The sequence below is a fragment of the Paenibacillus sinensis genome, assembly GCF_019904155.1.
GTDB classification, from domain to species: Bacteria; Bacillota; Bacilli; order Paenibacillales; family Paenibacillaceae; genus Paenibacillus_AQ; species Paenibacillus_AQ sinensis.
In genome coordinates, this window is record NZ_JAHCMB010000188.1 from 73,561 (window position 1) to 95,838 (window position 22,278).

General features: G+C 54.8%; 17 protein-coding genes and 1 riboswitch. Of the genes, 15 read left to right on the plus strand and 2 right to left on the minus strand.

The genetic code is table 11. The features are described 5' to 3' along the window. Nucleotides 1-190: 190 nt before the first annotated feature. The 11 genes from KIH86_RS22160 to KIH86_RS22210 all read left to right on the plus strand — a co-directional run bounded on the left by KIH86_RS22160 (nucleotide 191) and on the right by KIH86_RS22210 (nucleotide 15,595). Entirely contained in the window at nucleotides 191-1,147 is a 957-nt protein-coding gene (locus KIH86_RS22160) for a sugar kinase (RefSeq protein WP_223083497.1), read from the plus strand. Between the two features lie 45 nt (nucleotides 1,148-1,192). After that, nucleotides 1,193-1,855 carry a bifunctional 4-hydroxy-2-oxoglutarate aldolase/2-dehydro-3-deoxy-phosphogluconate aldolase gene (locus tag KIH86_RS22165; protein ID WP_223083498.1) on the plus strand — a complete coding sequence of 221 codons (663 nt, stop codon included), beginning with the start codon at nucleotides 1,193-1,195 and terminating at the stop codon, nucleotides 1,853-1,855. Between the two features lie 4 nt (nucleotides 1,856-1,859). Beyond that, nucleotides 1,860-3,008 carry a galactonate dehydratase gene (gene dgoD / locus KIH86_RS22170; protein WP_223083499.1) on the plus strand — a complete coding sequence of 383 codons (1,149 nt, stop codon included), beginning with the start codon at nucleotides 1,860-1,862 and terminating at the stop codon, nucleotides 3,006-3,008. Nucleotides 3,009-3,196: 188 nt separating this feature from the next. Further along, nucleotides 3,197-6,199: a glycoside hydrolase family 2 TIM barrel-domain containing protein gene (locus tag KIH86_RS22175; protein ID WP_223083500.1), complete on the plus strand. Its 3,003-nt coding sequence runs from the start codon at nucleotides 3,197-3,199 to the stop codon at nucleotides 6,197-6,199. Nucleotides 6,200-6,334: 135 nt separating this feature from the next. Beyond that, the gene (locus KIH86_RS22180; protein WP_223083501.1) at nucleotides 6,335-8,044 is read left to right on the plus strand and encodes a cache domain-containing sensor histidine kinase; all 1,710 of its coding nucleotides are present in this window, start codon (nucleotides 6,335-6,337) and stop codon (nucleotides 8,042-8,044) included. Beyond that, nucleotides 8,023-9,450, plus strand: coding sequence for a response regulator transcription factor (locus tag KIH86_RS22185; RefSeq protein ID WP_223083502.1), 1,428 nt, complete (start codon nucleotides 8,023-8,025; stop codon nucleotides 9,448-9,450). Before KIH86_RS22180 ends, KIH86_RS22185 begins: the two co-directional genes overlap by 22 nt. A 153-nt stretch (nucleotides 9,451-9,603) precedes the next feature. Beyond that, complete coding sequence (locus KIH86_RS22190; RefSeq protein ID WP_235775544.1) at nucleotides 9,604-10,938, plus strand: ABC transporter substrate-binding protein; 1,335 nt, start codon at nucleotides 9,604-9,606, stop codon at nucleotides 10,936-10,938. A gap of 42 nt (nucleotides 10,939-10,980) precedes the next feature. After that, nucleotides 10,981-11,862, plus strand: a complete 882-nt coding sequence (locus tag KIH86_RS22195; RefSeq protein ID WP_223083503.1) for a carbohydrate ABC transporter permease — start codon at nucleotides 10,981-10,983, stop codon at nucleotides 11,860-11,862. Nucleotides 11,863-11,876: 14 nt separating this feature from the next. Next, entirely contained in the window at nucleotides 11,877-12,755 is an 879-nt protein-coding gene (locus tag KIH86_RS22200) for a carbohydrate ABC transporter permease (RefSeq protein ID WP_235775545.1), read from the plus strand. 199 nt (nucleotides 12,756-12,954) lie between these two features. Next, the gene (locus tag KIH86_RS22205; RefSeq protein WP_223083504.1) at nucleotides 12,955-15,234 is read left to right on the plus strand and encodes a beta-galactosidase; all 2,280 of its coding nucleotides are present in this window, start codon (nucleotides 12,955-12,957) and stop codon (nucleotides 15,232-15,234) included. A gap of 82 nt (nucleotides 15,235-15,316) precedes the next feature. Further along, nucleotides 15,317-15,595, plus strand: coding sequence for a transporter (locus tag KIH86_RS22210; protein ID WP_223083505.1), 279 nt, complete (start codon nucleotides 15,317-15,319; stop codon nucleotides 15,593-15,595). A 93-nt stretch (nucleotides 15,596-15,688) separates the two neighbouring features. Here the strand turns inward: KIH86_RS22210 and KIH86_RS22215 are convergent, their stop codons facing one another. Beyond that, nucleotides 15,689-16,591, minus strand: a complete 903-nt coding sequence (locus KIH86_RS22215) for a ketopantoate reductase family protein (protein WP_223083506.1) — start codon at nucleotides 16,589-16,591, stop codon at nucleotides 15,689-15,691. Nucleotides 16,592-16,750: 159 nt separating this feature from the next. Here KIH86_RS22215 and KIH86_RS22220 point away from each other — a divergent pair, with 159 nt between their 5' ends. The 3 genes from KIH86_RS22220 to KIH86_RS22230 all read left to right on the plus strand — a co-directional run bounded on the left by KIH86_RS22220 (nucleotide 16,751) and on the right by KIH86_RS22230 (nucleotide 20,368). Then, nucleotides 16,751-17,362, plus strand: a complete 612-nt coding sequence (locus KIH86_RS22220) for a TetR/AcrR family transcriptional regulator (protein WP_223083507.1) — start codon at nucleotides 16,751-16,753, stop codon at nucleotides 17,360-17,362. A gap of 85 nt (nucleotides 17,363-17,447) precedes the next feature. Then, a riboswitch (purine riboswitch) is annotated at nucleotides 17,448-17,544 on the plus strand. Between the two features lie 66 nt (nucleotides 17,545-17,610). Further along, a complete protein-coding gene (locus KIH86_RS22225; RefSeq protein ID WP_223083508.1) occupies nucleotides 17,611-19,017 on the plus strand; it encodes an 8-oxoguanine deaminase in 1,407 nt (468 codons plus the stop codon). A 145-nt stretch (nucleotides 19,018-19,162) separates the two neighbouring features. After that, entirely contained in the window at nucleotides 19,163-20,368 is a 1,206-nt protein-coding gene (locus tag KIH86_RS22230) for an MFS transporter (protein ID WP_223083509.1), read from the plus strand. A gap of 88 nt (nucleotides 20,369-20,456) precedes the next feature. Here the strand turns inward: KIH86_RS22230 and KIH86_RS22235 are convergent, their stop codons facing one another. Then, nucleotides 20,457-20,900: an Lrp/AsnC family transcriptional regulator gene (locus tag KIH86_RS22235; protein WP_223083510.1), complete on the minus strand. Its 444-nt coding sequence runs from the start codon at nucleotides 20,898-20,900 to the stop codon at nucleotides 20,457-20,459. Between the two features lie 170 nt (nucleotides 20,901-21,070). On the opposite strand from KIH86_RS22235, the gene KIH86_RS22240 reads away from it, so the two are divergent. Beyond that, nucleotides 21,071-22,252: a serine hydrolase domain-containing protein gene (locus KIH86_RS22240; protein WP_223083511.1), complete on the plus strand. Its 1,182-nt coding sequence runs from the start codon at nucleotides 21,071-21,073 to the stop codon at nucleotides 22,250-22,252. Nucleotides 22,253-22,278: the final 26 nt, after the last annotated feature.

Consider the following 22,278-nt stretch of genomic DNA (forward strand, 5'->3'; position numbering starts at 1 on the left):
GTAACACAAAGATCGTATCATTGTGAACAAAGTGAATAATTGCAGCGCTTAATTCTATGATTTTTCGTAAAATCACCACGAATCTATAAATTTTTCCGAACAATCTGATGAATATGCTGTCAACTTCAAATTAAAGATATGATCTTTAAATTCTGGATATTCAATTATTGAACAGGCGAGGAGGAAGAGGATGGAGGTTGTTACCTTTGGCGAAACCATGGTTCAGCTCGTGCCGGACCGGATGGCTCCTCTCGAGTATGTGGACGGCTTCCACAAACATGTGGCGGGTGCGGAGAGCAATGTGGCAATCGGACTTGCCCGTATGGGACATAGCGCGGGATGGTTCAGCAAGCTAGGGAACGATCCGTTCGGACGTTATGTCCGGCAGTTCATCACAGGCCATGGCGTGGATACTTCAGAGGTGCGGACGGCGGATGAGGCGCCGACGGGAGTGTTCTTCAAAGAACTGATCTCTCCGGACCGCATCCAGGTGTACTACTACCGCCGTCAATCGGCTGCCAGTCTCATGAATGAGCGCGAACTGAATGAGGCCTATGTGGCAAAAGCGCGCATTCTGCATGTCACCGGCATCACTCCCGCGCTGAGTCCGGAGTGCCGGAAGCTGACCTTTCGGGCGATGGAAGCGGCGAAGAAGCATGGAACGGCCATTGTATTCGACCCCAACATCCGCTGGAAGCTCTGGAACAGAGAAGAAGCTAGGGGGGTGCTTGGCGCAATGGCGGGTCTGGCCGATTATGTGCTGCCCGGCGTTGAGGAAGGCCGGTTTCTGACGGGAGGCGATGCGCCGGAGGAAATCGCAGAGCGCCTTCTTGAAGCCGGCGCGGGAGCGGTTGTCATCAAGCTCGGCGGCGACGGGGCCTATTACCGCAGCGGCGAGAGCGCCGGATATGAGCCAGGCTTCCCGGTAAGGCGGCTGGTTGATCCGATGGGCGCCGGAGACGGCTTCGCCGCCGGATTTATAAGCGGCCTGCTGCTGGGGGAGAAGCTGCCGGCAGCCGTGCGGCGCGGCAATGCGGTCGGCTCCATTGTGGTGGGGGTCAGCGGCGATGTGGAGGGACTGCCTGCGCGGTATGACGTGGAGCGGCTCCTTGCGGGAGGAACGGATAGCGAGGATATAACCCGATAGGTGTTCGAGAGAAAGCGGAGCCCATCAATGTGAAGGAGGAAGGACATGGACAAGGAGAGCCGGATAGAACAGCTTATCGCTTCGGGGCTTGTGGCGGTCATCCGCCGCCCGGAGCCAGAGCATGTCGCGGGGATCGCGGAGGCGCTGGCCGCAGGCGGCGTAGGCGCGCTGGAGATAACGGCCGATACGCCGGAGGTGAACCGGCTGATAGCGGAGCTGAAGGCGAAGTACGGAGAGCAGCTGCTGGTGGGAGCCGGAACGGTGCTGGAGGCAGTGCAGGCCGAGGGGGCGATCGCGGCGGGGGCCGATTTTATTTTTTCCCCAAATTTGAATGAGAATATTGTGGAGCTGACCGTAAATGCAGGGCGGATTGCCATTCCCGGCGTAATGACGCCGACGGAGATTGTCAGGGCGCATGAGGCGGGAGCCGATCTCCTGAAGCTGTTCCCTGGCGGTTCGCTGGGCGCTGCCTATATCAAGGAATTGCAGGGGCCGCTTGGGCATCTCAGGATGATGCCGACGGGAGGCGTGACGCTTGCGAATGCCGGCTCGTATATTGCTGCCGGAGCGGTCGCCCTCGGTCTGGGAAGCGCTCTCGTGGACCGGCAGGCGGCAGCGCGGGGAGAGTACGGGAAGCTGACGGAGACGGCGCGCCGTTTTGCCGAAGAGGTTGACAAGGCCAGAAGAACAAGAGCCAAAGGAGCTTAATGCCATGAAAATTACAGGATATGAAACGTTTATCGTCCCTCCGCGCTGGCTGTTTCTGAAGATTGACACGGACGAGGGCATCTCGGGCTGGGGCGAGCCGGTTGTCGAAGGCAAGGCGCATACGGTGCAGGCCGCCGTTGAGGAAATGATGGATTATTTGATCGGGCAGGACCCTCAGCGGATTGAGGATCTGTGGCAGATGATGTACCGGGGCGGATTTTACCGGGGCGGTCCGATTCTGATGAGCGCGATCGCCGGAATCGACCAGGCGCTGTGGGACATCAAGGGCAAGAGTTTCAACGCGCCCGTGTACCAGCTGCTCGGCGGCGCCTGCCGCAGCACGATGCGGGTCTATTCCTGGATCGGCGGTGACCGTCCGATCGAAGTCGTCCAGGCGGCTCTGGAGAAAAAGGCCGCTGGCTTCACGGCGATCAAGATGAACGCCTCGGAGGAAATGCAGTTCATCGACACGCATGACAAGGTGAATGCCGTTGTGGAGCGGGTCGCCGCTATCCGCGAAGCCTGCGGGCCGGAGTTCGGCATTGCCGTCGATTTTCACGGGCGGATTCACAAGCCGATGGCTCGGGTGTTGGCCCGGGAGCTTGATCCCTACCGCTTGATGTTCATCGAGGAGCCGGTGCTGCCGGAGAACAATGAAGCGCTGCGGGACATCGCGACCCATACGAGCACGCCGATCGCGACAGGTGAGCGCATGTTCTCGCGCTGGGACTTCAAGCATTTGCTGAAAGACGGGATCGTCGATATCATTCAGCCTGACCTGTCCCATGCCGGAGGCATCACCGAGTGCAAGAAAATCTTCGCCATGGCTGAGGCGTTCGATGTGGCGGTCGCTCCGCACTGTCCGCTCGGACCGATCGCGCTTGCCGCCTGCTTGCAGGTCGACGCGGCTTCATACAATGCCGTTATTCAGGAACAAAGCCTCGGCATCCATTATAATCAAGGCAATGATCTGCTGGATTATATCACCGATCCTTCGGTCTTCGCCTACAGCGACGGACATGTCCGGATTCCGGACGGCCCGGGACTGGGCATTACAGTTAATGAGGAATATGTCCGCGAGATGGCCAAGACGGGACACCGCTGGAGAAATCCGGTGTGGCGGCACCGGGACGGCAGCATCGCGGAGTGGTAGAAGCCGGGTAACAAGTCAATGGAAAGGCAAGTCAAGAAGCCAGAAAGCCAGTCAACCATAAGGCTGATAAGCGGACGGCCAATAATTCAATATGCTGACAAGTAGGCGGCCAATATTTCAATACGCTGACTAGTCAACATGCCAACATGCCAACAAGCCAACAAGCCAACAAGCTCAGGAGGATGGTTATGTCATTTGTTCCGAAGTACTGGGAAGATCCCGAGTTGCTGCAAATCAATAGGGAAGCGGCGAGAGCTTACTATATCCCCTATGCGTCCGCTGCGGATGCGCGAAGCCGGAAGCGGGGGCGGTCCCCGCATTATGTAACGCTGAACGGGCGCTGGAAGTTCAAATACCACAGCAGCGTCTCGGAGGTGAAGGAGGAATGCGTGGCTTCGGACTGCGATACCGGCGGCTGGGATGATCTGACCGTGCCCTCTTGCTGGCAGACGAACGGTTACGATCAGCTGCATTACACGAACATCAATTATCCGTTTCCGTTCGATCCTCCTTTCGTGCCGAACGAGAACCCCGCCGGCGTGTATGTCCGGGAGTTCTCGCTCCCGGACAAGTGGGAGGGCAAGGAGAAATACGCGGTGTTCGAAGGCGTCAACTCCTGCTTCTACCTGTGGGTGAACGGTCAGTTCATCGGCTACAGCCAGGGAAGCCGGATGCCCGCCGAATTCAATATTTCTTCCCATGTGCGCCCCGGTGTGAACCGGATGACCGTCATGGTGCTGAAATGGTGCGATGGCAGCTATTTGGAGGATCAGGATCTGTGGAGATTCTCCGGTATTTTTCGGGATGTCTATCTGCTTGCCCGGGAATCCGCCCACATCACCGATGTGTTCAACCGCACGTCTCTGTCGGCGGGCTATGAAGAAGCGGCGCTGGACTGCGAAATCGGGACAACCGAAAGTTTGGAAGTCGAAGCCGAACTGCGGGATGGAGACGGAGCCACGGTGGGAACCGCACAGGCAGTAATCGAAGGCCAGGGAACGCTGAAGCTCCGCGTCAGCCACCCCGTGCTGTGGAATGCGGAGCGTCCGTACCTGTACCACCTCTATGTGAGCGCAGGCGGGGAAGTGCTGCATTTTGCCGTGGGGTTCCGGGAAATATCGATCCAAGGCGGCGTGTTCACCATCAACGGGCAGGCAGTGAAGCTGAAAGGGGTCAACCGGCATGATTCCCACCCGGAGCTTGGCCAGACGATTCCGGTCAATCATATGGTGAAGGATTTGCGGCTGATGAAGCAGCATAACATCAATACGATCCGCACCTCCCATTATCCGAACGACTCCCGGTTCCTGGAGCTGTGCGACGAATACGGCTTCTACGTGGTGGGCGAAGCTGATCTGGAATGCCACGGCGCGCTGCCGGCGGGAGACTTCAACTGGTTCACGCGCCAGCCGGGATGGGAGAAGGCTTTTGTGGAGCGGGCATACCGGATGGTGGAGCGGGACAAGAATCACCCGTCCGTCATTATCTGGTCCATGGGGAATGAATCGGGCTATGGGGAGAACCATATGGCGATGGCCCGCTGGACCAAGGGCAGAGACGCCTCGCGTCCGATCCATTACGAAGGCTCGGACCCCCGGCACGGCGGCAGTCCGGACACGGAAGTGCTCGACATGGAGAGCCGGATGTACGCTTCGAGCGAGGCGATTGCAGCCTATGCATCCGACCCGGATACGAGCAAGCCGATGTTCCTGTGCGAGTACAGCCATGCCATGGGCAACGGGCCGGGCGACTTGCAGGATTACTGGGATGTTATCAACCGCTATCCGAAGCTGATGGGCGGCTGCGTCTGGGAATGGGTGGACCACGGCATCAAGATTATGAAGGACGGCCGTCCCTTCTATGCTTACGGAGGGGATTTCGGAGACAAGCCCAATGACGGCAATTTCTGCATCGACGGCCTGGTGGCGCCGGACCGGAAGCCGCATCCCGGGCTGCTGGAGCTGAAGCAGGTCATCGCTCCCGTAATCTTCGAGGCCGAAGATTTGGAGGCGGGTCTTATCAAGGTTCACAACCGCTACGACTTCAATGATCTTTCCGGCGTCAAAGTGCTGTGGAAGCTGGAGCGGGACGGCGAGACCGTCCGCCAGGGCGAAATCGGCGGGCTGTCCGCCGGTCCGCACGGCTCGCAGACCCTTGAAGCCGATTTCGGCAAGCCGGATGGGCCGGGAAGGTACGATGTGACACTGTCCTGCGTGACGGCGCAGGAAACCTGGTGGGCGGCTCCCGGCCATGAGCTTTCCTTCGGCCAGTTCAGGCTCCCGGCTCCGCTGCCGGAGACGTTCAAGCCCGAGGCGCTTTCGCCGCTGCATACGGAGATGCTGGACGGCCGGCTTGTCATCCGCGGCTTTGACTTTGAGTATGGCTTCAACCTGGAGACCGGATCGTTCGACAGCCTGGTCAAGAACGGGGTAGAGCTGCTGCAGGCGCCGCTTTCTTTCTCGGTATGGCGCGCTCCGGCGGATAACGACCGGTTCGTGAAAGAGGAGTGGATGCAGGAGGGCTACGAGCGGGCGAAGACGCATATTTACGCCGTAGACATCATCCGCCAGGACGGCGAAGCTGTCGAACTGGAGACGGCGTTCTCGCTCGGAGGCTATCTGCGTCCGCCGATCCTGAAAGGAACGGCGCGCTGGACGGCGGACGCATCGGGCGGTCTTCACCTCCAAGCGGGCGTTAAGGTGAGGGATAATATTCCCTTTCTGCCGCGCTTCGGACTGTGCGCTGTAATGCCGGAGGGGAATGAAGAAGTAGAGTACTTCGGAAAAGGCCCCCATGAGAGCTATATCGACAAAGGACGCAGCACCAAAACGGGAAAATACTTGACTACTGTCGACGATTTGTTCGAAGATTATATTATGCCGCAGGAGAATGGCTCCCACAATGAAACGGAATGGGTCATCGTCTCCAATGAGCTCGGCATGGGGCTGAGATTCGACAGCGGCACTCCGCTCTCTTTCAATGCTTCGCATTATACGCCTGAGGATTTGACCGAGGCCGGGCATAATTACGAGCTGTCCCGCAGACCGGAGACGATCGTTCATCTGGATTACCGGATGAGTGGCGTCGGCTCCAACTCCTGCGGTCCCGCGCTGCTTGCTCCTTACAGGCTGGATGAGAAGGAGTTCGAATTTGAGCTGAGTATAGCGCCGGTATTCAAGGAAGACGAATAAGCCGGTATCAGGCAGATACAAGCCGTCATAGGCCGGAAGTACGGATTGGCAAGGGGGACCGGATCGCGTCAGATCCGGTTGCCCTTTTTACACTTATACAGTAGGTAAGGCAATCGAAGCTGTGGAGGGGATCGTATGAAATGGCGCGCTTCGTATCGCGGGGACCGGCGCAGTCCTCCGGCTGTGCCGGTCGGGCGGAGCATGTATGCCAAGCTGCTGATGTTCTTCATGGTCATTGCGCTGCTGCCGCTGGCTGCCATGGGGTACTTCTCCACCCACAAATCGTCGCAGATCGTGAACGCGCAGTTCGGAAGCTATGGGATGAACGCGATCGAGGAGCTGAAGCTGCTGCTGGACACCAGCGTCGCGCAAATGGACAATATTACGGGGAATCTGCTGAATTATTTGATCTCGACGCCGATTGTGATCGAAGAGGGCGAGACGCCGAGCTACAGCCGCTATCAGGAGGAGCAGGCGCTGCGGCGCTACTTGATGTCTTTTGAGACGGTCAATATTGTAAGCGTTTCAGTTGTGACCCCGTCGGGTAAAATTATCGGCAGCGGCGCGATCGATCCTATCCGGCTGGCGGATTCCTCCTTCTGGCACGGCGCTTCCGGCGACGGGGGACGGCAGGTCATCATCCATCGTTCGGATTACTATTATAGCTTCGTGGAAGAGAGTACGGTCATCAGTCTCGTGGTGCCGGTCAAGGACCATTTCGGACTTCCTTCGGGCAGCCGGATTCTGATTGATACGAAGGCGGACCCCGTGGTCGATCTGCTGCGGGCGTTCCAGCACAATATGAACGCTCATCTGCAGATCCGCTCGGGAGACGGCGCTGTGCTGCTCCAGAGCTCGGAGGAATACGCTAGCGCGGAGGATGATGTGGTGTGGTCCGGCGTTATGGAGCGGGAGGGCTGGACCGTCGAGGCCCGGGTGCCGCATAGCGAGTTCTACCGGTCCTCCGGCGTGATCCTCAATTACTCGCTGCTCGTTGCGGGCTGCACGCTCGTCTTCGTCATCCTGATAGCTCATTTCTTCTCGCTCCGCCTCACGCGGCCCATTCAGAAGCTTACCCAGTCAATGCGGAGATTCGGCCAGGGAGAGCTGTTCATTCAGACGCCTGTGCTGTCCTCCGACGAGCTCGGTTATTTAAGCCGGTCGTTCAACCAGATGACCGGGCAGATTCAGGAGCTGGTGCGCGAGATTAGCCGAACCGAGAAGCTGAGGGGCGAAGCGGAGCTGCGGGCGCTGCACTACCAGATCAATCCGCATCTGCTCTTTAACACCCTGAACACCATCCAGTGGAAGGCGAGGCTGGCCGGCCGCCGCGATATCCAGAAGATGGTCGAGCATCTTGTCGTTGTGCTGGACAGCAGTCTGTCGGTATCCAGGACGCTGATCACGCTGGAAGAGGAGCTGGACGTCTCCCTGCATTTTATCGAGATCCAGCGGTTTCGCTACGATAACGCCTTTAAGTTCACGATGGAGGCGGCGCCGGAGCTGATGACTTGCCTTGTTCCGCGCATGGTGTTCCAGCCGCTGCTGGAGAACATCTTCTTTCACGGCTTTACGGACGGGGAAGGCGAAATCAGGCTGTCGTTGTTCTCCGGACCGGATGGAATTACGGCGGTGCTGACCGACAACGGGCTTGGCATCAAGCCGGAGCATTTGCAATATGTCAGAGACGGTCAAGTTATTCCCGGCAAAAAGGGCGGGCTTGGCCTGCGGAATGTGATGGAGCGCTTTAGCATGCATTTTGGCGAGAGCTGCATGTTCACGATAGAGTCTGAACGAAACCAAGGAACGAAGGTGACGATACGATGGCCCAAGACTTACGGATAGACCGCCCCCTGAAGGTATTGATCGTCGATGATGAACAGCTTGTCCGGAAAGGCTTGAAAATGACAGTGGAATGGGGCAGGCATGGTATGACTGTCGTTGATGACGCCCCGAACGGCGCTTTGGGCTGGGAGAAGGTAATCCGCCACGAGCCGGACGTTGTCATAACCGACATTGTGATGCCCGAGATGGACGGCATTGAGCTGGCCCAGAAAATCCGTCACTGCTATCCCCATATCAAAATTCTGTTTCTGAGCTGTCACCGGGATTTCGCCTATGCGCAGCAGGGCATCCAGATCGGCATTTCCGACTATATTGTCAAGACCAGCATGGGCGACGAGGAAATGGAGCGCTGCCTGGATAAAATCCGCCGGGAATGCCGATCCGTACCGGCGGCACGGGTTACGGAGACGGCAATCGCAGATGACGGGGAGACGGTGACCGATTGGCTGCGACGGCAGGATGTACCGGCGTCTGCGAAGCTGTCGGCAAAGCTTGAGAAAGAATGGAACTGGATGATCTCACAGAGCTGCATCCTTCATGTATACGATATTGGAAGCGTTACCAATAATTCGGATATCGCTTCCGCTGAGAGAAGGGACCGTCTGAAAGACGTTTCACAGGAGCAGGCTGGCGGGTTTGTCCTGACGGAGCAGGCTGGTGGGCTTGTCCTGACAGAGCAGGCGGGTCGGCGATCTCAGGAGGAACCGGAGCAGCGGCCTCTGGAGGAATCTGAGCAGCGATCCCTGGAGGAATCTGAGCAGCGATCCCTGGAAGAGGGGCGTCAATCAATGGAGGAGCCGGAGCGGCAGCTGTACCGGCTGCTTGCGCCGGATTTCGCATCGGGGATACCCGGACGGGCGCTCTTTCCCTGCCCGGACGGCTCGGCGCTGCTTCTCTGCCCATGGGATGAGCGGGATCTGGCCGAGCATGAGCTGCTGAATGTGAAGCTCGCGCGCATTCCCGGACTGGAATGGAGGGGGGACGGGCCGGTAGAAGGCGTCATGCGCTGGACCGAGGGCGTGATGCGCCTTCTGCGCCTGCGGGCGATTGAACGGGAGACGCCTCTCTCGAGCCGCCAGCACAAAGAGGATATTTACCGCGCCATTGACTATATTAACCGGCATCTGCAGCTTGACCCGAGGGCGGGCGAAATTGCCGACCGGATCGGCGTCAGCCGCAGCTATTTCAGCACGGTGTTCAAGGAAGCAACCGGCTGCAGCCTGATTGATTTCATCACGCGCAAGAAGCTGGAGCGGGCGCAGAGCCTGCTGGAAATGACAGATTACCGGATCGAGGAAATCGCGGAGAAGGCCGGCATCGGTGACGTGAAGTATTTTGCCAAATGGTTCAAGAAGAGCACTGGTTTCGCCCCCGGACAATACCGCCAGCAGACAAAAAGACACTGAAATCCAATAAAAGAACCAATCGCCCGGAGAGCCGCCGGGCGTTTTTGCTACATTCCAATAAAAGTGAACCTTTTTCGAACGGTAATCGGCTGTGAAACCCCTTACATTTTTCTTATGATGAGATCAACCCACTAGAGGAGGTCAAATAAACACATGCAGAACAAAAGAGGGAAAATGCTGCTTTCCGGGCTCTTCGCGGCTTCCATGCTGCTCAGCGCCTGCTCGGGCTCCAATTCGCAGAACGCTTCCGGTTCGGGCGGGACACAGCAGGGAGGAGGAGAGAAGGTCAAGCTGGTCGTCTGGATCTGGGAGCAGGCCAAAGCGGGAATCGATCTCAACATGGACCGTTTCAAGGAAGCCTATCCGAATATCGACGTCGAATTCCAGACGATGAAATCCACCGACCTCTATCAGAAATATCTGGTGTCCTCCAATACGGATGACGCGGTGCCGGATGTGCTGGCGCTTGAATCGACGAATCTCTCGCAGATGGTGCAGATCAACTCGCTGCTCGACATCACCGACCGTGTGGCGCCGTACAAGGATAAAATCGTGCCTTACAAATGGAAGGACGCCACCATGGACGACAAAGTCTATGCCATGCCATGGGATAGCGGCCCGGTGGTGATGTTCTACCGAAACGACCTGTTCGAGAAGGCCGGCCTGCCGACCGATCCGGATGAAGTCGCCGCGAAGCTCAAGACATGGAACGATTATTACGAAGCCGCCAAGCTCGTGAAGGAGAAGACCGGAGCGTTCATGTACGGCGATTCCAAGACGAACTCCAGCAACCGTGTCTTCGAATCGATGATGTGGCAGCGCGGGCTCTGGTATTTTGACGAGAACGGCAAGGTTGCGGTGGACAGCCCGGAAGTGAAGGAGATCGCGGATTATCTCATCAAGATGCAGAAGGAAGGGCTCGTCTATGACGCCCGCGCGAACACCGATCCTTGGGGCAATGCCATCAGCCAAGGCCAAATCGCAACTGTCGTCGGGGGCTCCTGGCATGATGCGACGATCGAGAAGCAGTACTCCCCGCAGGACTCCGGCAAATGGTCGGTGACGACGATGCCGAAATGGTCTGCGGATGACCAGTACGGCGGAGCCAATCAAGGCGGTTCCAATCTCGCGATCAACAAGAACTCGAAGCATGCGGACGAAGCGTGGAAGTTCATCGAATTCATGCTGGGCAACGAAGAGTCGCAGACCAAGATGATGCTGGAAGCGGGATTGTTCCCGTCGCTGACTACCGTATACACAACCTCGGCCATGGATAAGCAGTTCGACTATTTCAAAGGACAGCAGGTACTGAAGACATACGCCAAATCGCTGGAGAGCACGTATCCGCTGGCTTACACCTCCGATTTCCCGATGGCCAACAAGCTGATGACCGATGTGTGGGCGAAGGTATTCCTGAACAATGCATCTTCGGATGACGCGCTTAAGGCCATGGCCGACGAGCTTCGCCAGAAGACCAAGAGAGAGTAGACCGCATACAGAAATCAAGGATTCAAGGAGGGGAGGATTCTCATGGAAAAGACAGGCTGGAACAGGCAGCTTCGCTATGCTCCGTATCTGTACATTTCCCCATACTTTATATTATTCGGCATCTTCTCGCTGTACCCGATCATCTATTCCTTCTATCTCAGTCTGACGGAGTGGAACGGATCGCGCGACAAGCTGTTCGTGGGGCTGGATAATTACGCGGCCCTGCTGAGGGATCATTACTTCTGGCTGTCGCTGTGGAACAGCGTCGTCATCTTCCTGATGTATGTGCCGCTGATGCTGTTTCTCGGCTTGATTTTTGCCAGCATGCTGAATTCGAACTGGATGGTGGGCAAGGGATTTTTCCGGATGGCCCTGTTTGTTCCGAACTTTGTGTCGGTGGTCGCCGTATCGTTCGTATTCGTACTGCTGTTCAACACCCAGGACGGGCTGATCAATACATTTCTTATGAATCTGGGCTGGATCAAGAACCCGCTCCCGTGGCTGGATTCCCCTTGGTGGGCGCGCTTCTCGGTGGCGTCGATGGTGCTGTACCGCTGGCTCGGCTACAATATGCTGCTCCTGATGACGGGACTTCAGAGCATTCCGAAGGATCTGTACGAGGCGGCCTATGTCGACGGGGCAACGAAGGTGAAGAGCTTCTTCCTGATCACGATTCCTCTGGTCAAAAAAATGCTGCTCTTCTGCACCGTACTCTCCACCATCGGCACCTTCTCGCTGTTCACCGAGCCATACATCCTCACCAAAGGCGGTCCGCTCAATTCGACGCTTACGCCGGTGCTGATGCTGTACAATGAAAGCTTTCAAAATTTCAACTTCGGCTACGCCTCGTCGATCGCGGTCTGCTTCTTCATCCTGATGATGACCGTCTCGCTGATCCAGATGCGTCTGTTCGATGAGAAATAAGGAGGGAGATTCGCTTGACGATACTGACTCAGACGAAAATGAAGCCCACAGCGAAGAGGGCGAGCCGTTCAGGAGAAAAGCGCCTGACTTCCGGAGCGGCCTTCCTCCTGATGGCCCTCGTCTCCCTCGTGACCCTGTTCCCGCTGTTCTGGCTGTTCAGCTCGTCGCTTAAAGATATCAGCGAAATTTTCATCAATCCGCCGATCTGGATTCCAACGACGCTGCACTGGGAGAATTTCACCGAGCTGTTTGTGAACCGCAAATTCGGCATCATAACCTGGAACAGCCTGCTGCTGTCCACGACCATGACGGTTACCGCGCTGCTGTTCTGCAGTCTGGCGGGCTTCGCCTTTGCCAAATACAAGTTCCGCGGCAAGGACATGCTGTTCATCTTCGTGCTTGCTTCGCTGATGATTCCGCATGAAGCGACGATGGTTCCGCTCTTCGTCATTTACAAGAATCTGCATCTGATCGACAACATCTGGGGCGTGATTTTGCCCGACCTGGCCAACGCATTCGGCATCTTCTTCATGCGGCAGTACTGCAGCACGATTCCCGATGAAATGATGGAGGCGGCCCGGATCGACGGCTGCAGCGAGATCGGCATGTTCCGCAAGATTATTTTGCCCAACCTGAAATCCGCTTTCGCCGCGCTGGGAATTATCCTGTTCGTCAAGCAGTGGAACAACTTCCTGTGGCCGTCCGTCATTCTGCGCTCCCAGGAGCATATGACGCTCTCCGTGGCGCTGAAGGCGCTGGAGGACAGCAACAACACGCCGTATCATCTCATCATGGCCGGCTCGGTTGTCAGCGTGCTTCCGCTGCTTATTATCGTGTTGATCTTCCAGCGTCAGCTGATCTCCGGCATGATCGACGGGGCGGTCAAAGGATAGCAAAGGGCAAAGGATAGCAAAGGGCATAGGATAGATGTACGTGTGACAGGAAAGCGCGAGGATGGGAATGGAACGGCAACAAGAATGGAGAGCGGCAGGCCGGGGACGCGTTAATGACCGGAAGAGGCAAGGAATGGACGGTGTTAAGTTCGGAATGCGTTGCGGATTGTGCCCCAAGAGGAAGGAGAGAGGCCAGGCCATGAGATTTGGCGTTGATTATTACCCCGAGCACTGCCCGCCCGGGCTGTGGGAGCAGGATGCGGACATGATGCGGGAGCTGGGCATCGAGGTCGTGCGGATGGCGGAGTTCTCCTGGGCGAAGATGGAGCCGGAGCCGGGAGTGTATGACTTCGGCTGGCTGGACGAAGCAATCGCCCTGCTGGGAGAGCGGGGGATCAAGACCGTGCTGGGCACGCCAACGGCCGCACCGCCGGTGTGGATGATGGAGCTGCACCCCGATCTGTATCCGGTGAATGCGGAAGGGGGAAGGGTGAGCTTCGGCGGGCGGCATCATGACTGCCAATCGCATCCGGCGTACCGGAAGCATATTGAAGATTTCGTGCGCACGATGGCGCTGCGCTACCGGGACAACCCCCATGTCGTTGGCTGGCAGATCGACAACGAGCTGGGCAACAGCCATCGCGATCTGTGCTACTGCGACTATTGCCGGGGCCGGTTTCAGCATTGGCTGGAGGAACGGCACGGCTCGATTGAAGCGCTGAACGAGGCATGGGGGACGGTGTTCTGGAGCCAGACCTACACCAGCTTCTCGCAGATTCCCGTCCCTATGCCTACGCCTAACAGCCATAATCCGTCGCTTCTTCTGGACTGGAAACGTTTCTGCTCTAGTTTGGTCGTACAGTTCCAGAAGTGGCAGGCCGATATTTTGCGGGAGGTATGTCCCGGTCATTTTCTTACCCATAACTTCATGGGCTTCTTTGACAAGACGGATTACTTCGAGCTGGCGAAGGATCTTGATTTCATCTCCCATGACCAGTACCCGATGCTGTTCCTGGAGGAGCGCATCCGGCGCAGCTCGCCCTCCCATCTCGGCATGGCGCTGGACCTCATGAGAGGTACGAAAGGCAAGCCGTTCTGGGTCATGGAGCAGCTTGCCGGACCGACGGGCACGGAAATTCTCGGCTCGACGCCGCGCCCGGGGCAGATGCGGCTGTGGACGTACCAATCCGTCGCCCACGGGGCGGATGCCATCGTCTATTTCCGGTGGGACACCTGCCTGTTCGGCAGCGAGCAGTATTGGCACGGCATTTTGCCGCATAGCCGCATTCCGGGCCGGCGCTATGAGGAGATCCGGCAGAGCATTGCCGAGCTGGCTCCACATATGGAGGCGTTCCGGGGCGGTCTGCCCGAAGCCGAGGCCGCAATCGTGTTCAGCTATGACCAGGAATGGGCGCTGCAAATCCAGCCACATCATCCGGAGCTGAATTATGTTGCCCATCTGCACCGCTACTACAAGGCCTTCTTCGATCAGAGCGTCCCGGTTGATCTGATCTCGGAGCATGATGATTTCAGCAAGTATAAAGTGCTGATCTTTCCGCTTCTGTTCGTCACGGATTCTAAGCTTTGCCGCAAGCTCTATGATTATACGGAGGCGGGCGGCCATGTCCTGCTCGATATGCGGACAGGCGTCAAGGACCGGAACAACGCCGTTTTTCCGCAGACGCTGCCGGGAGAGTACGCGGAGCTGCTGGGGCTGAGCATTTACGATTATGATTGTCTCCGCCAGTTCGGCCAAGGCGTGAAATGGCTGGAGGATGGCGGAAGCGCCGTCTCCCCGGTCTCAGCCGCCTCCGGCATGGAGGATGATTTCGACAAGACGTATAAGGAAGCCGGGTTGTCCGGGGTCGCGGGTGTGGCCGGTCATGGAGCGGACCTGGCTGAAGCAGAGCCAGTCGGCGCGGTTGGCACGGATGGCGGCGAAGGTGGCGAAGGCGTGGAAGAGGCGGAGCTGTGGTGCGACATCATCACGGCGGGAGGCGCGGAGGTTCTGGCTGTCTATAACCGCGATTTCTACGCAGGGACACCGGCAGTTACCCGCCATGCCTACGGCCGGGGACATGCTTATTACGCCGGAACGGAGTTGGGTCCCCGGATGATGGGTAAGCTGGTCCGGGAGATCATGAAGAGTGCGGGTATCACCGGAATTGCGGCTGCTCCGGATGGCGTCGAGATTGCCCGGAGGCGGGGCCGGGACGGCAGCTATTACTTCGTCATGAACCATAACCGGACCGCATGCAGCTTTGACATTCCGGCTGGATGGGAGCCGGTATCGGGAGATTGCGAGGGCGGTGGAAGCGCGCCTGGCAAGAAGAGCGGGGAGGCGGGGATCGCCGCAGATAAGCCGGGGATGGCTGCCGCAAAGCCCGGACTCTATGGCGGATCACCCGAATCCGCAGCTATCATCATGCAGCCCTTTGACTGCATTCTGTTTGTGGAACGGGATTTTTTGAAGCCTTGAATATATAAAGCAGAACGAACCTTAAACTGGGCGGCTGCATATGGTGAAGCGACTAGATTATGATGTTAAGGAGTGATTACGAATGGCCTATTTGCCGCCGTCGGGATCTCCCGGTCAGACGCTGCCCCCTCCGCCCAGTTACATTCCGCCAACACAAGGCGGATCATACCTCATTGATTGCTTGCACAACTACACTTATGTATGGCTGTGGGATGGAGACAGCTTCTGGTATTATCCGACCCGTGTTGAATATGGGGAGGTTTCAGGCTACCGCTGGAGCGGACAATTCTGGTACTACTACGGCATAGATCCGCGGTTTATACGCGAGGTTTCCTGTCCGCCTATTCCTACGCTGTACTAGAAATATGAAATCGGCAGCTTTTGAAAAATAAGTTTTAGACTGACTCTCAATAAAAAACAACGGTAGCATTGGACGGGAAAATAAAGTCCTAGACTACCGTTGTTTTTTTGAGCTGGACAGCTTTTTATGAAACATTTTATCTAATAACATTATTTCTGCTCTTTGGCTGACGGCATGGTTTCCAAGCTTTACATCAATAATAAAGTCATTGCTCAGCATCTGCTGGTAACTGGAAATAATATCGTTCTCGGGTAATTCCCCCATGACCTTCGTTTCTAGCGGGATTACTGGAATTCCGGCTTGCTCTACCAGGTGAATGTTCTGTTTAATATCTGCGGCGATCTTGCTTAAAGTGTCTACACTTCTTGCTGTTTCTATATCCACCATTCCGTCATTCGCATAGAAATGCTTGTTGACGATAGCCAACGCAGTATGCGAAATATGGAATGACTGAATGTCCCTCTGGATCTCATAATGCAAATCCGCCGATTCAAATATTCGGGCAAGCTCTTTCACTCGTTCGGTGGTCTGTCCATTTATTTCTCCAAAAATGGTTCCTTGATGTTTCTCGGTACCGAATTGGGCGTATAGAACATCCTCTTTGATGTCTCCGCCCGCACCCGGGAATCCCGGGAGCAACCGGTCGCCCACGATTTCGAGCCAGCTGTCATATCCAATGGTGTTGGTCAAGGTGACAATGGTTTTGCTCGTATTATTCCTGATCGCAGCCAGGGCAGATTCGGCCTGATCAAATCGTACTGGAACAAAGATAAAATCATACATATCATCGTTATCAAGCTTTTCTATAGTCTTGATTGATATTTGCTGTATCGTTCCATTATCGTTGTATTTCAGTCCGTTCCTTTTCAGCGCCTCCAATCTCTTTCCTCGTGCCAGCATAGTTACGTCCAGTCCGTACTGGGCAAATCGGAGAGCGTATACACTGCCAATCACACCGGCGCCAAATATTAAAAGTCTATGTTGTTTTGTGTTCATATTGTACCTTCCTTTCAGCAAACTCGTCACAAATTGTTTAAGCAACACTTGTCTGGTAAGATAATAGTACTGCATTTGTATGGTTTCAACAGGCAGATTCCTTGGAAAGTTGCATAGACAACATATTGTGATATCTGATGTTTAGAAGGGGATAGGGATATGGTCAATCTGCAAGATCCAAGGGTTTTGCGTACACGGCAGTTAATAAGAGAGGCATTCAGAGATTTGTTGCGGAGCAGAGAATTTGAGGCAATAGCCGTAAAAGATATCGCACAGAAAGCTACCATTAACCGCGCCACCTTTTATGCCCATTATGAAGATAAATATGCTTTGCTTGAAGAAATCACAGAACAGGTTTTTCGTGAAATGATTCCCGAGAAAGTGATGAATGCGCGGGAGTTTACAGTTGAAATATGTGACCAATTGATCCTGCTGACACACCGCTACATTGTAGATTTTTATCAGATATGCAGAATGGATTCCAAATCGATTGCAGCGCTAGTGGATGAAAAGGTAAAGAAGATGTTGCAGCAAATAATTGAAAGCATTCTTTTGCAAGGGGACTACACAGACCACGACCATGTAAAGATCATTTCGGCTATGACAGCCTCAGCAATCTATGGCGCTGCGCGTAATTGGCTAACTGTTGGGGAAAATAATCGAACCGATTTGCTTATAGACATTGTTCGTCCCTATGTAATGAAGGGGCTGGGGCTGTACAGCAATTGCGATGAATATATAAACGGCTCGCCCACAGCGCCTCTAGCTTAACGCTTACGCAGCCCAATATTCTATTTATCCGCCCAATACTCTATTTTCTTTTAACAATTGACATTCAAATTGAAAGCATTATACTAAGAACCAATTAAATAGAGTTCGTATAACCCTGATAATCGGTTCGGGGGCTCTACTAGGATCCGTAAAACCTAACTACGAACGCAATATGAACGATATTGCGTCCGTCCGGTTAGGTTTTTTATGTGGTCCTATTTGCGTTATCCAATAAGGAGGAGAAGAGAATGGGAACTCTGCTGATCAGGAATGCCAGAAACATCATAACCATGGATGAAGGCCGCACATGCTATCCCGGCGGCAGCCTCTATGCCGAGGGGCATGAAATCAAGGCGATCGGTTACGATCTGCCTTATGAAACGGCGGACACGGTGATCGACGCGGCGGGCAAGATTGTCTATCCGGGACTGATCAACACGCATCATCATCTGTACCAGACTTTTACCCGCAACATTCCCTGGGCACAGGATTGCGAGCTGTTCGACTGGCTGGTCACGCTGTATGACATCTGGAGACATATGCAGCCTCGCGATGTGTACTTAAGCGCCAAGGTCGGGCTTGGCGAGCTGCTGAAGAACGGCTGCACGACGGCGTCGGATCATTTCTACTGCTTCCCGAACGGGGTCAGCGGCGAGCTGATTGACGAGGAGATTCAGGCGGCGCGCGAGCTCGGCATCCGCTTCTTCCCGACGCGGGGCTCCATGGATTTGGGCAGATCGGCCGGAGGGCTTCCGCCCGATGAGGTGACCCAGCCGATTGATGTGATTCTGAAGGACACGCAGCGGGTCATCGAGACCTATCACGATGCTTCCCCGTTCTCCATGCTCCGCGTCGGCGTGGCGCCCTGCTCGCCGTTCTCCGTCTCCGAGGACCTGCTGCGTGAATCCGCCAAGCTGGCCCGCAGCTACGGGGTGCGCATGCATACCCATCTGGCGGAGACGCAGGATGAGGAGAAGTTCTGCTATGACAAGCTCGGACTCCGGCCTTTGGAATACATGGAGAAGACGGGATGGACGGGCAATGACGTGTGGTATGCGCACGGCATATACTTCAATCACGACGAAATTCACCGGCTTGGAGCCTGCGGCTGCGGCGTTGCTCATTGCCCGAGCAGCAACATGAAGCTGTCCTCCGGCGTGCTTCCGGTCCGGCAAATGCTGAATGCCGGCGTGAAGCTGGGACTCGGCGTTGACGGCTCCGCCTCCAACGACGGTTCGAATCTGCTGGCGGAGGTGCGCCAGGCATATCTGCTGCACCGTCTGACCTCCGGCCTGAACGGGCTGTCGGCTGAAGAGAGCCTGTGGGTAGGCACCGTCGGCTCTTCCCGGGTGCTCGGCTGGGAGGATGCCATCGGCTCCCTGGAGCCGGGCAAGGCCGCCGACCTGTTCATGATCGACGCCGGGCGGCTCGAATTCGCGGGAGCGCTGTTCGACGATGCGGCGCTGCCGGCTGCGGTCGGCAGCGGACGGCCCGTGGACATGACGATTGTCGGGGGAAAGGTCGTCGTCAAAGACGGAAGGTTGGTCGGCACGGATGAAGAGCAGCTTGCCAGAGAAGCGCAGGCTTCGGCCGCCCGGATGCTGGAGGTCGCCTCGAAGCGAACCGGAACGAACTACTATAAGCACCGACTTTAAAATTATAAGAATTATTAAGGAGATAACTGTACGATCATTCCAAATTGCCGTAATTCCCTTTAATCATGTATGCAATATTACGGATGAATTATATAAACTTATCCGTAAGTCATTTCAAACACATGATAAAGGAGACTTTTTCTTCATGAACTCTAATACAACTGTTCTTACCAAAGTTGGTGAAAGTGCTGAAGTTTCGCGACGGTTACCGTTAACTGGCCTGCTGGGACTGGCCATGGCTGGATTTATATGTATACTTACTGAAAGCCTGCCGGCCGGTTTGCTGCCGTACATGGCAGAAGACCTTGGAATAACGGAGGCTCTTGCCGGACAGTTCGTCACTCTTTATGCGGTCGGGTCACTATCGGCTGCCATACCGTTAACGGCCGCCACCCGCGGATGGAGACGCCGTCCACTTTTATTGGTGTGTATTATCGGTTTTCTTTTGTTTAACACCATAACCGCTTTATCTTCCGTGTATGCGCTGACCCTTGCAGCCCGTTTCTTTGCAGGGGTATCAGCCGGCGTGTTATGGGGGATGACTGCTGGATATGCGCGTCGAATGGTGCCTGATTCACAGAAAGGAAGAGCGATGGCTGTGGCCATGGTTGGCACACCTTTGGCATTGGCGCTTGGCGTGCCGGTCGGTACCTTTTTCGGAAACCTTGTGGGTTGGCGCTTGATTTTCGGAACCGTGTCCATGCTGACAGCAGTCTTGATTGTTTGGGTGCTCTGGAAACTGCCGGATTATGGAGGGGAACCTTCGGATGATCAACTTCCTCTTTATAAGGTCTTCTTGATTCCTGGAGTGAGGCCAATTCTATTCGTTGTCTTGACTTGGGTGTTGGCTCATAACATTCTATACACTTATATTTCTCCGTATCTCGCCCGGACAGCGCTTGCCGGCAGGGTTGATTTGGTTTTGATGATCTTCGGTATAACTTCGGTCCTGGGCATTTGGATTGTAGGGTTATTCATCGACCGTTTCATGAGGCTGCTCGTATTAGTCAGCATCACAGTGTTTGCGTTGGCCTCCATAGCGATCGGGATTGGCGCAGGTCAACCTCCAGTTATTCTTTTAGGCGTGACGGCATGGGGACTTACGTTTGGAGGGGCGGCAACCTTACTGCAGACAGCCATTGCTCAAGCAGGGGGCAAGGGCGCGGATATTGCCCAATCGATGCTTGTTACCGTATGGAATCTGGCTATCGGCGGGGGAGGGATCATCGGCGCTATCCTTCTTGAGTGGTTCGGGGCGGAATACCTTCCGGCTTCCTTGTTCATCTTGCTGCTTCCCGCTCTGATAATAGCCGGGTGGGCCCAAAAGCACGGGTTCCCTAGAAAAAAGTAAAGATACACCATTATATTTGGAACGCAAAAAGGAACCCGATCTGCCGGATTCCTTTTTTTATTTATTTTTCATTCGATACCGGACTGTTTTATGCCAGTAAATTCGCGCTTTCAATAAGGTCTTTATATGCGATAGGGGAAGACATCACAATTAGGGTTGTATAGGTCCCGAACGGATCACACCGATTTTCGAACTCTTCCAGTCCCAGCGTTGAATCGGTCATTACTTTCAATAAATAGTTGTGCTCTCCGCTGATCCGATAACATTCAGACACTTCAGGCGATTCACGGCAAAAATCAAGGAAAGCATAGCATTCCCGCGTCCGAAAAAGCATGTAAGCTGTGCACTGCTTGCCCACTTTTTGCGGGGAAACCACAGTGCGGTATTTTTCAATAACCCCTTTTTCTTCCATTCGTTTCACGCGTTCCGTTACGGCCGGCTGAGACAAGCCAATCAGCTTCCCCAAGTCGGTCATGGATAATCTCGCCTGGTTTTGCAGGTGAAACAGAATGTGATGATCGATTTCGTCCACGACATCCCCTCCTTATAAATTCAAAGATATTTATTATAAATACCTTTATAATCCTTCTGATTGAATGAGCCAACCTTAAATCGCTTATGTAATGCCTCTGGAATTATTTATATAATAAACACACTCACTTTAAATAATCAAGTTAATAACAACAGGAGAGGGAGAGCTAAATGAGAATTATGGAAAAAAATGATTTGCATGCATGCGTCAACGAAGTGATTGACCGTACACTTGCCGAAAAAAGAGTTGTGGGTACCGTTGTTCAGATTGCAAAGGGAGGAGATCTGGTATACAGCAGGGCTGCCGGCTATGCCGACCGCGAGCAGCAGCGGAAGATGCAAGAAAACGCTTTGTTCAGGTTCGCCTCGGTAACCAAGCCTATTGTTTCAACAGCTGCATTGGTCTTATTTTCACAAGGGGAATTACGGCTTAGTGATTCAGTGGATAAATGGCTGCCTGCATTTCGCCCTAAACTGCCGACTGGCGGTTATGCATCCATTACCGTTCATCATTTGATTACACATACCGCTGGACTAACTTACCGGTTCTTCCAAGAAGACAAGGGAACATACGAACTAGCCGGAGTATCGGACGGCATGGATCTGGCCCGGATTACGCTTGAGGAAAATTTGCAAAGACTCGCTTCGGTTCCGCTTCTTTATGCGCCAGGGGAAATGTGGAGATATTCTATTGCAACAGACGTGTTGGGGGCAGTGATAGAAAAGGTCACAGGGATGCCGCTAAATGAAGCTGTCCAAATGCTCGTTACCCGGCCGCTAGGCATGAAAGACACTGCTTTTTCAGTTGTGGACATGGACAGGCTGACCGCCGCTTACGCTGATGGCCCCGGGGAACCTCGTCGCTTGCTCGATTTAGATACCGTCCCTTTTATTGAGGGGACAGCGGGATTCCGACTTGCTCCCAATCGAATGAACGATAAATCAGCTTATCCTTCTGGCGGGGCTGGCATGGTTGGCAGCGCAAGTGATTTCCTTAAGCTGCTGGAAACGTTACGCCGTGGAGGATACCCTATTCTTCCGGAAGCGCTGGTTAATGAAATGACAACCAATCAAATCGGCGACCTAATAATGCCGTATTGGCCGGGGAGAGGATTTGGTTTAGGCCTTACATTGCTTAAGGACCCCATTGCTGCAAATACTCCGGAATCAATAGGAACATGGCGGATGGGCGGGACTTACGGTCATTCCTGGTTTGTTGACCCAACAGAGGAACTCAGTGTAGTCGCGTTTACGAATACGGCGCTCGAAGGAATGTCAGGCAAGTATACAACGGACCTATGTGAAGCTGTCTATACTGGCATTCGGGGGATAAATAAAGAAGCAGGCAATTAATGAACTTTTCAGTTCAATATTCATAT

What these genes read in the sequence shown, in the direction of transcription:
- KIH86_RS22160 (WP_223083497.1), top strand. Translation starts at nt 191, where the DNA reads ATGGAGGTTGTTACCTTTGGCGAAACCATGGTTCAGCTCGTGCCGGAC.
- KIH86_RS22165 (WP_223083498.1), top strand. Translation starts at nt 1,193, where the DNA reads ATGGACAAGGAGAGCCGGATAGAACAGCTTATCGCTTCGGGGCTTGTG.
- dgoD (WP_223083499.1), top strand. Translation starts at nt 1,860, where the DNA reads ATGAAAATTACAGGATATGAAACGTTTATCGTCCCTCCGCGCTGGCTG.
- KIH86_RS22175 (WP_223083500.1), top strand. Translation starts at nt 3,197, where the DNA reads ATGTCATTTGTTCCGAAGTACTGGGAAGATCCCGAGTTGCTGCAAATC.
- KIH86_RS22180 (WP_223083501.1), top strand. Translation starts at nt 6,335, where the DNA reads ATGAAATGGCGCGCTTCGTATCGCGGGGACCGGCGCAGTCCTCCGGCT.
- KIH86_RS22185 (WP_223083502.1), top strand. Translation starts at nt 8,023, where the DNA reads ATGGCCCAAGACTTACGGATAGACCGCCCCCTGAAGGTATTGATCGTC.
- KIH86_RS22190 (WP_235775544.1), top strand. Translation starts at nt 9,604, where the DNA reads ATGCAGAACAAAAGAGGGAAAATGCTGCTTTCCGGGCTCTTCGCGGCT.
- KIH86_RS22195 (WP_223083503.1), top strand. Translation starts at nt 10,981, where the DNA reads ATGGAAAAGACAGGCTGGAACAGGCAGCTTCGCTATGCTCCGTATCTG.
- KIH86_RS22205 (WP_223083504.1), top strand. Translation starts at nt 12,955, where the DNA reads ATGAGATTTGGCGTTGATTATTACCCCGAGCACTGCCCGCCCGGGCTG.
- KIH86_RS22210 (WP_223083505.1), top strand. Translation starts at nt 15,317, where the DNA reads ATGGCCTATTTGCCGCCGTCGGGATCTCCCGGTCAGACGCTGCCCCCT.
- KIH86_RS22215 (WP_223083506.1), bottom strand. Translation starts at nt 16,591, where the DNA reads ATGAACACAAAACAACATAGACTTTTAATATTTGGCGCCGGTGTGATT.
- KIH86_RS22220 (WP_223083507.1), top strand. Translation starts at nt 16,751, where the DNA reads ATGGTCAATCTGCAAGATCCAAGGGTTTTGCGTACACGGCAGTTAATA.
- KIH86_RS22225 (WP_223083508.1), top strand. Translation starts at nt 17,611, where the DNA reads ATGGGAACTCTGCTGATCAGGAATGCCAGAAACATCATAACCATGGAT.
- KIH86_RS22230 (WP_223083509.1), top strand. Translation starts at nt 19,163, where the DNA reads ATGAACTCTAATACAACTGTTCTTACCAAAGTTGGTGAAAGTGCTGAA.
- KIH86_RS22240 (WP_223083511.1), top strand. Translation starts at nt 21,071, where the DNA reads ATGAGAATTATGGAAAAAAATGATTTGCATGCATGCGTCAACGAAGTG.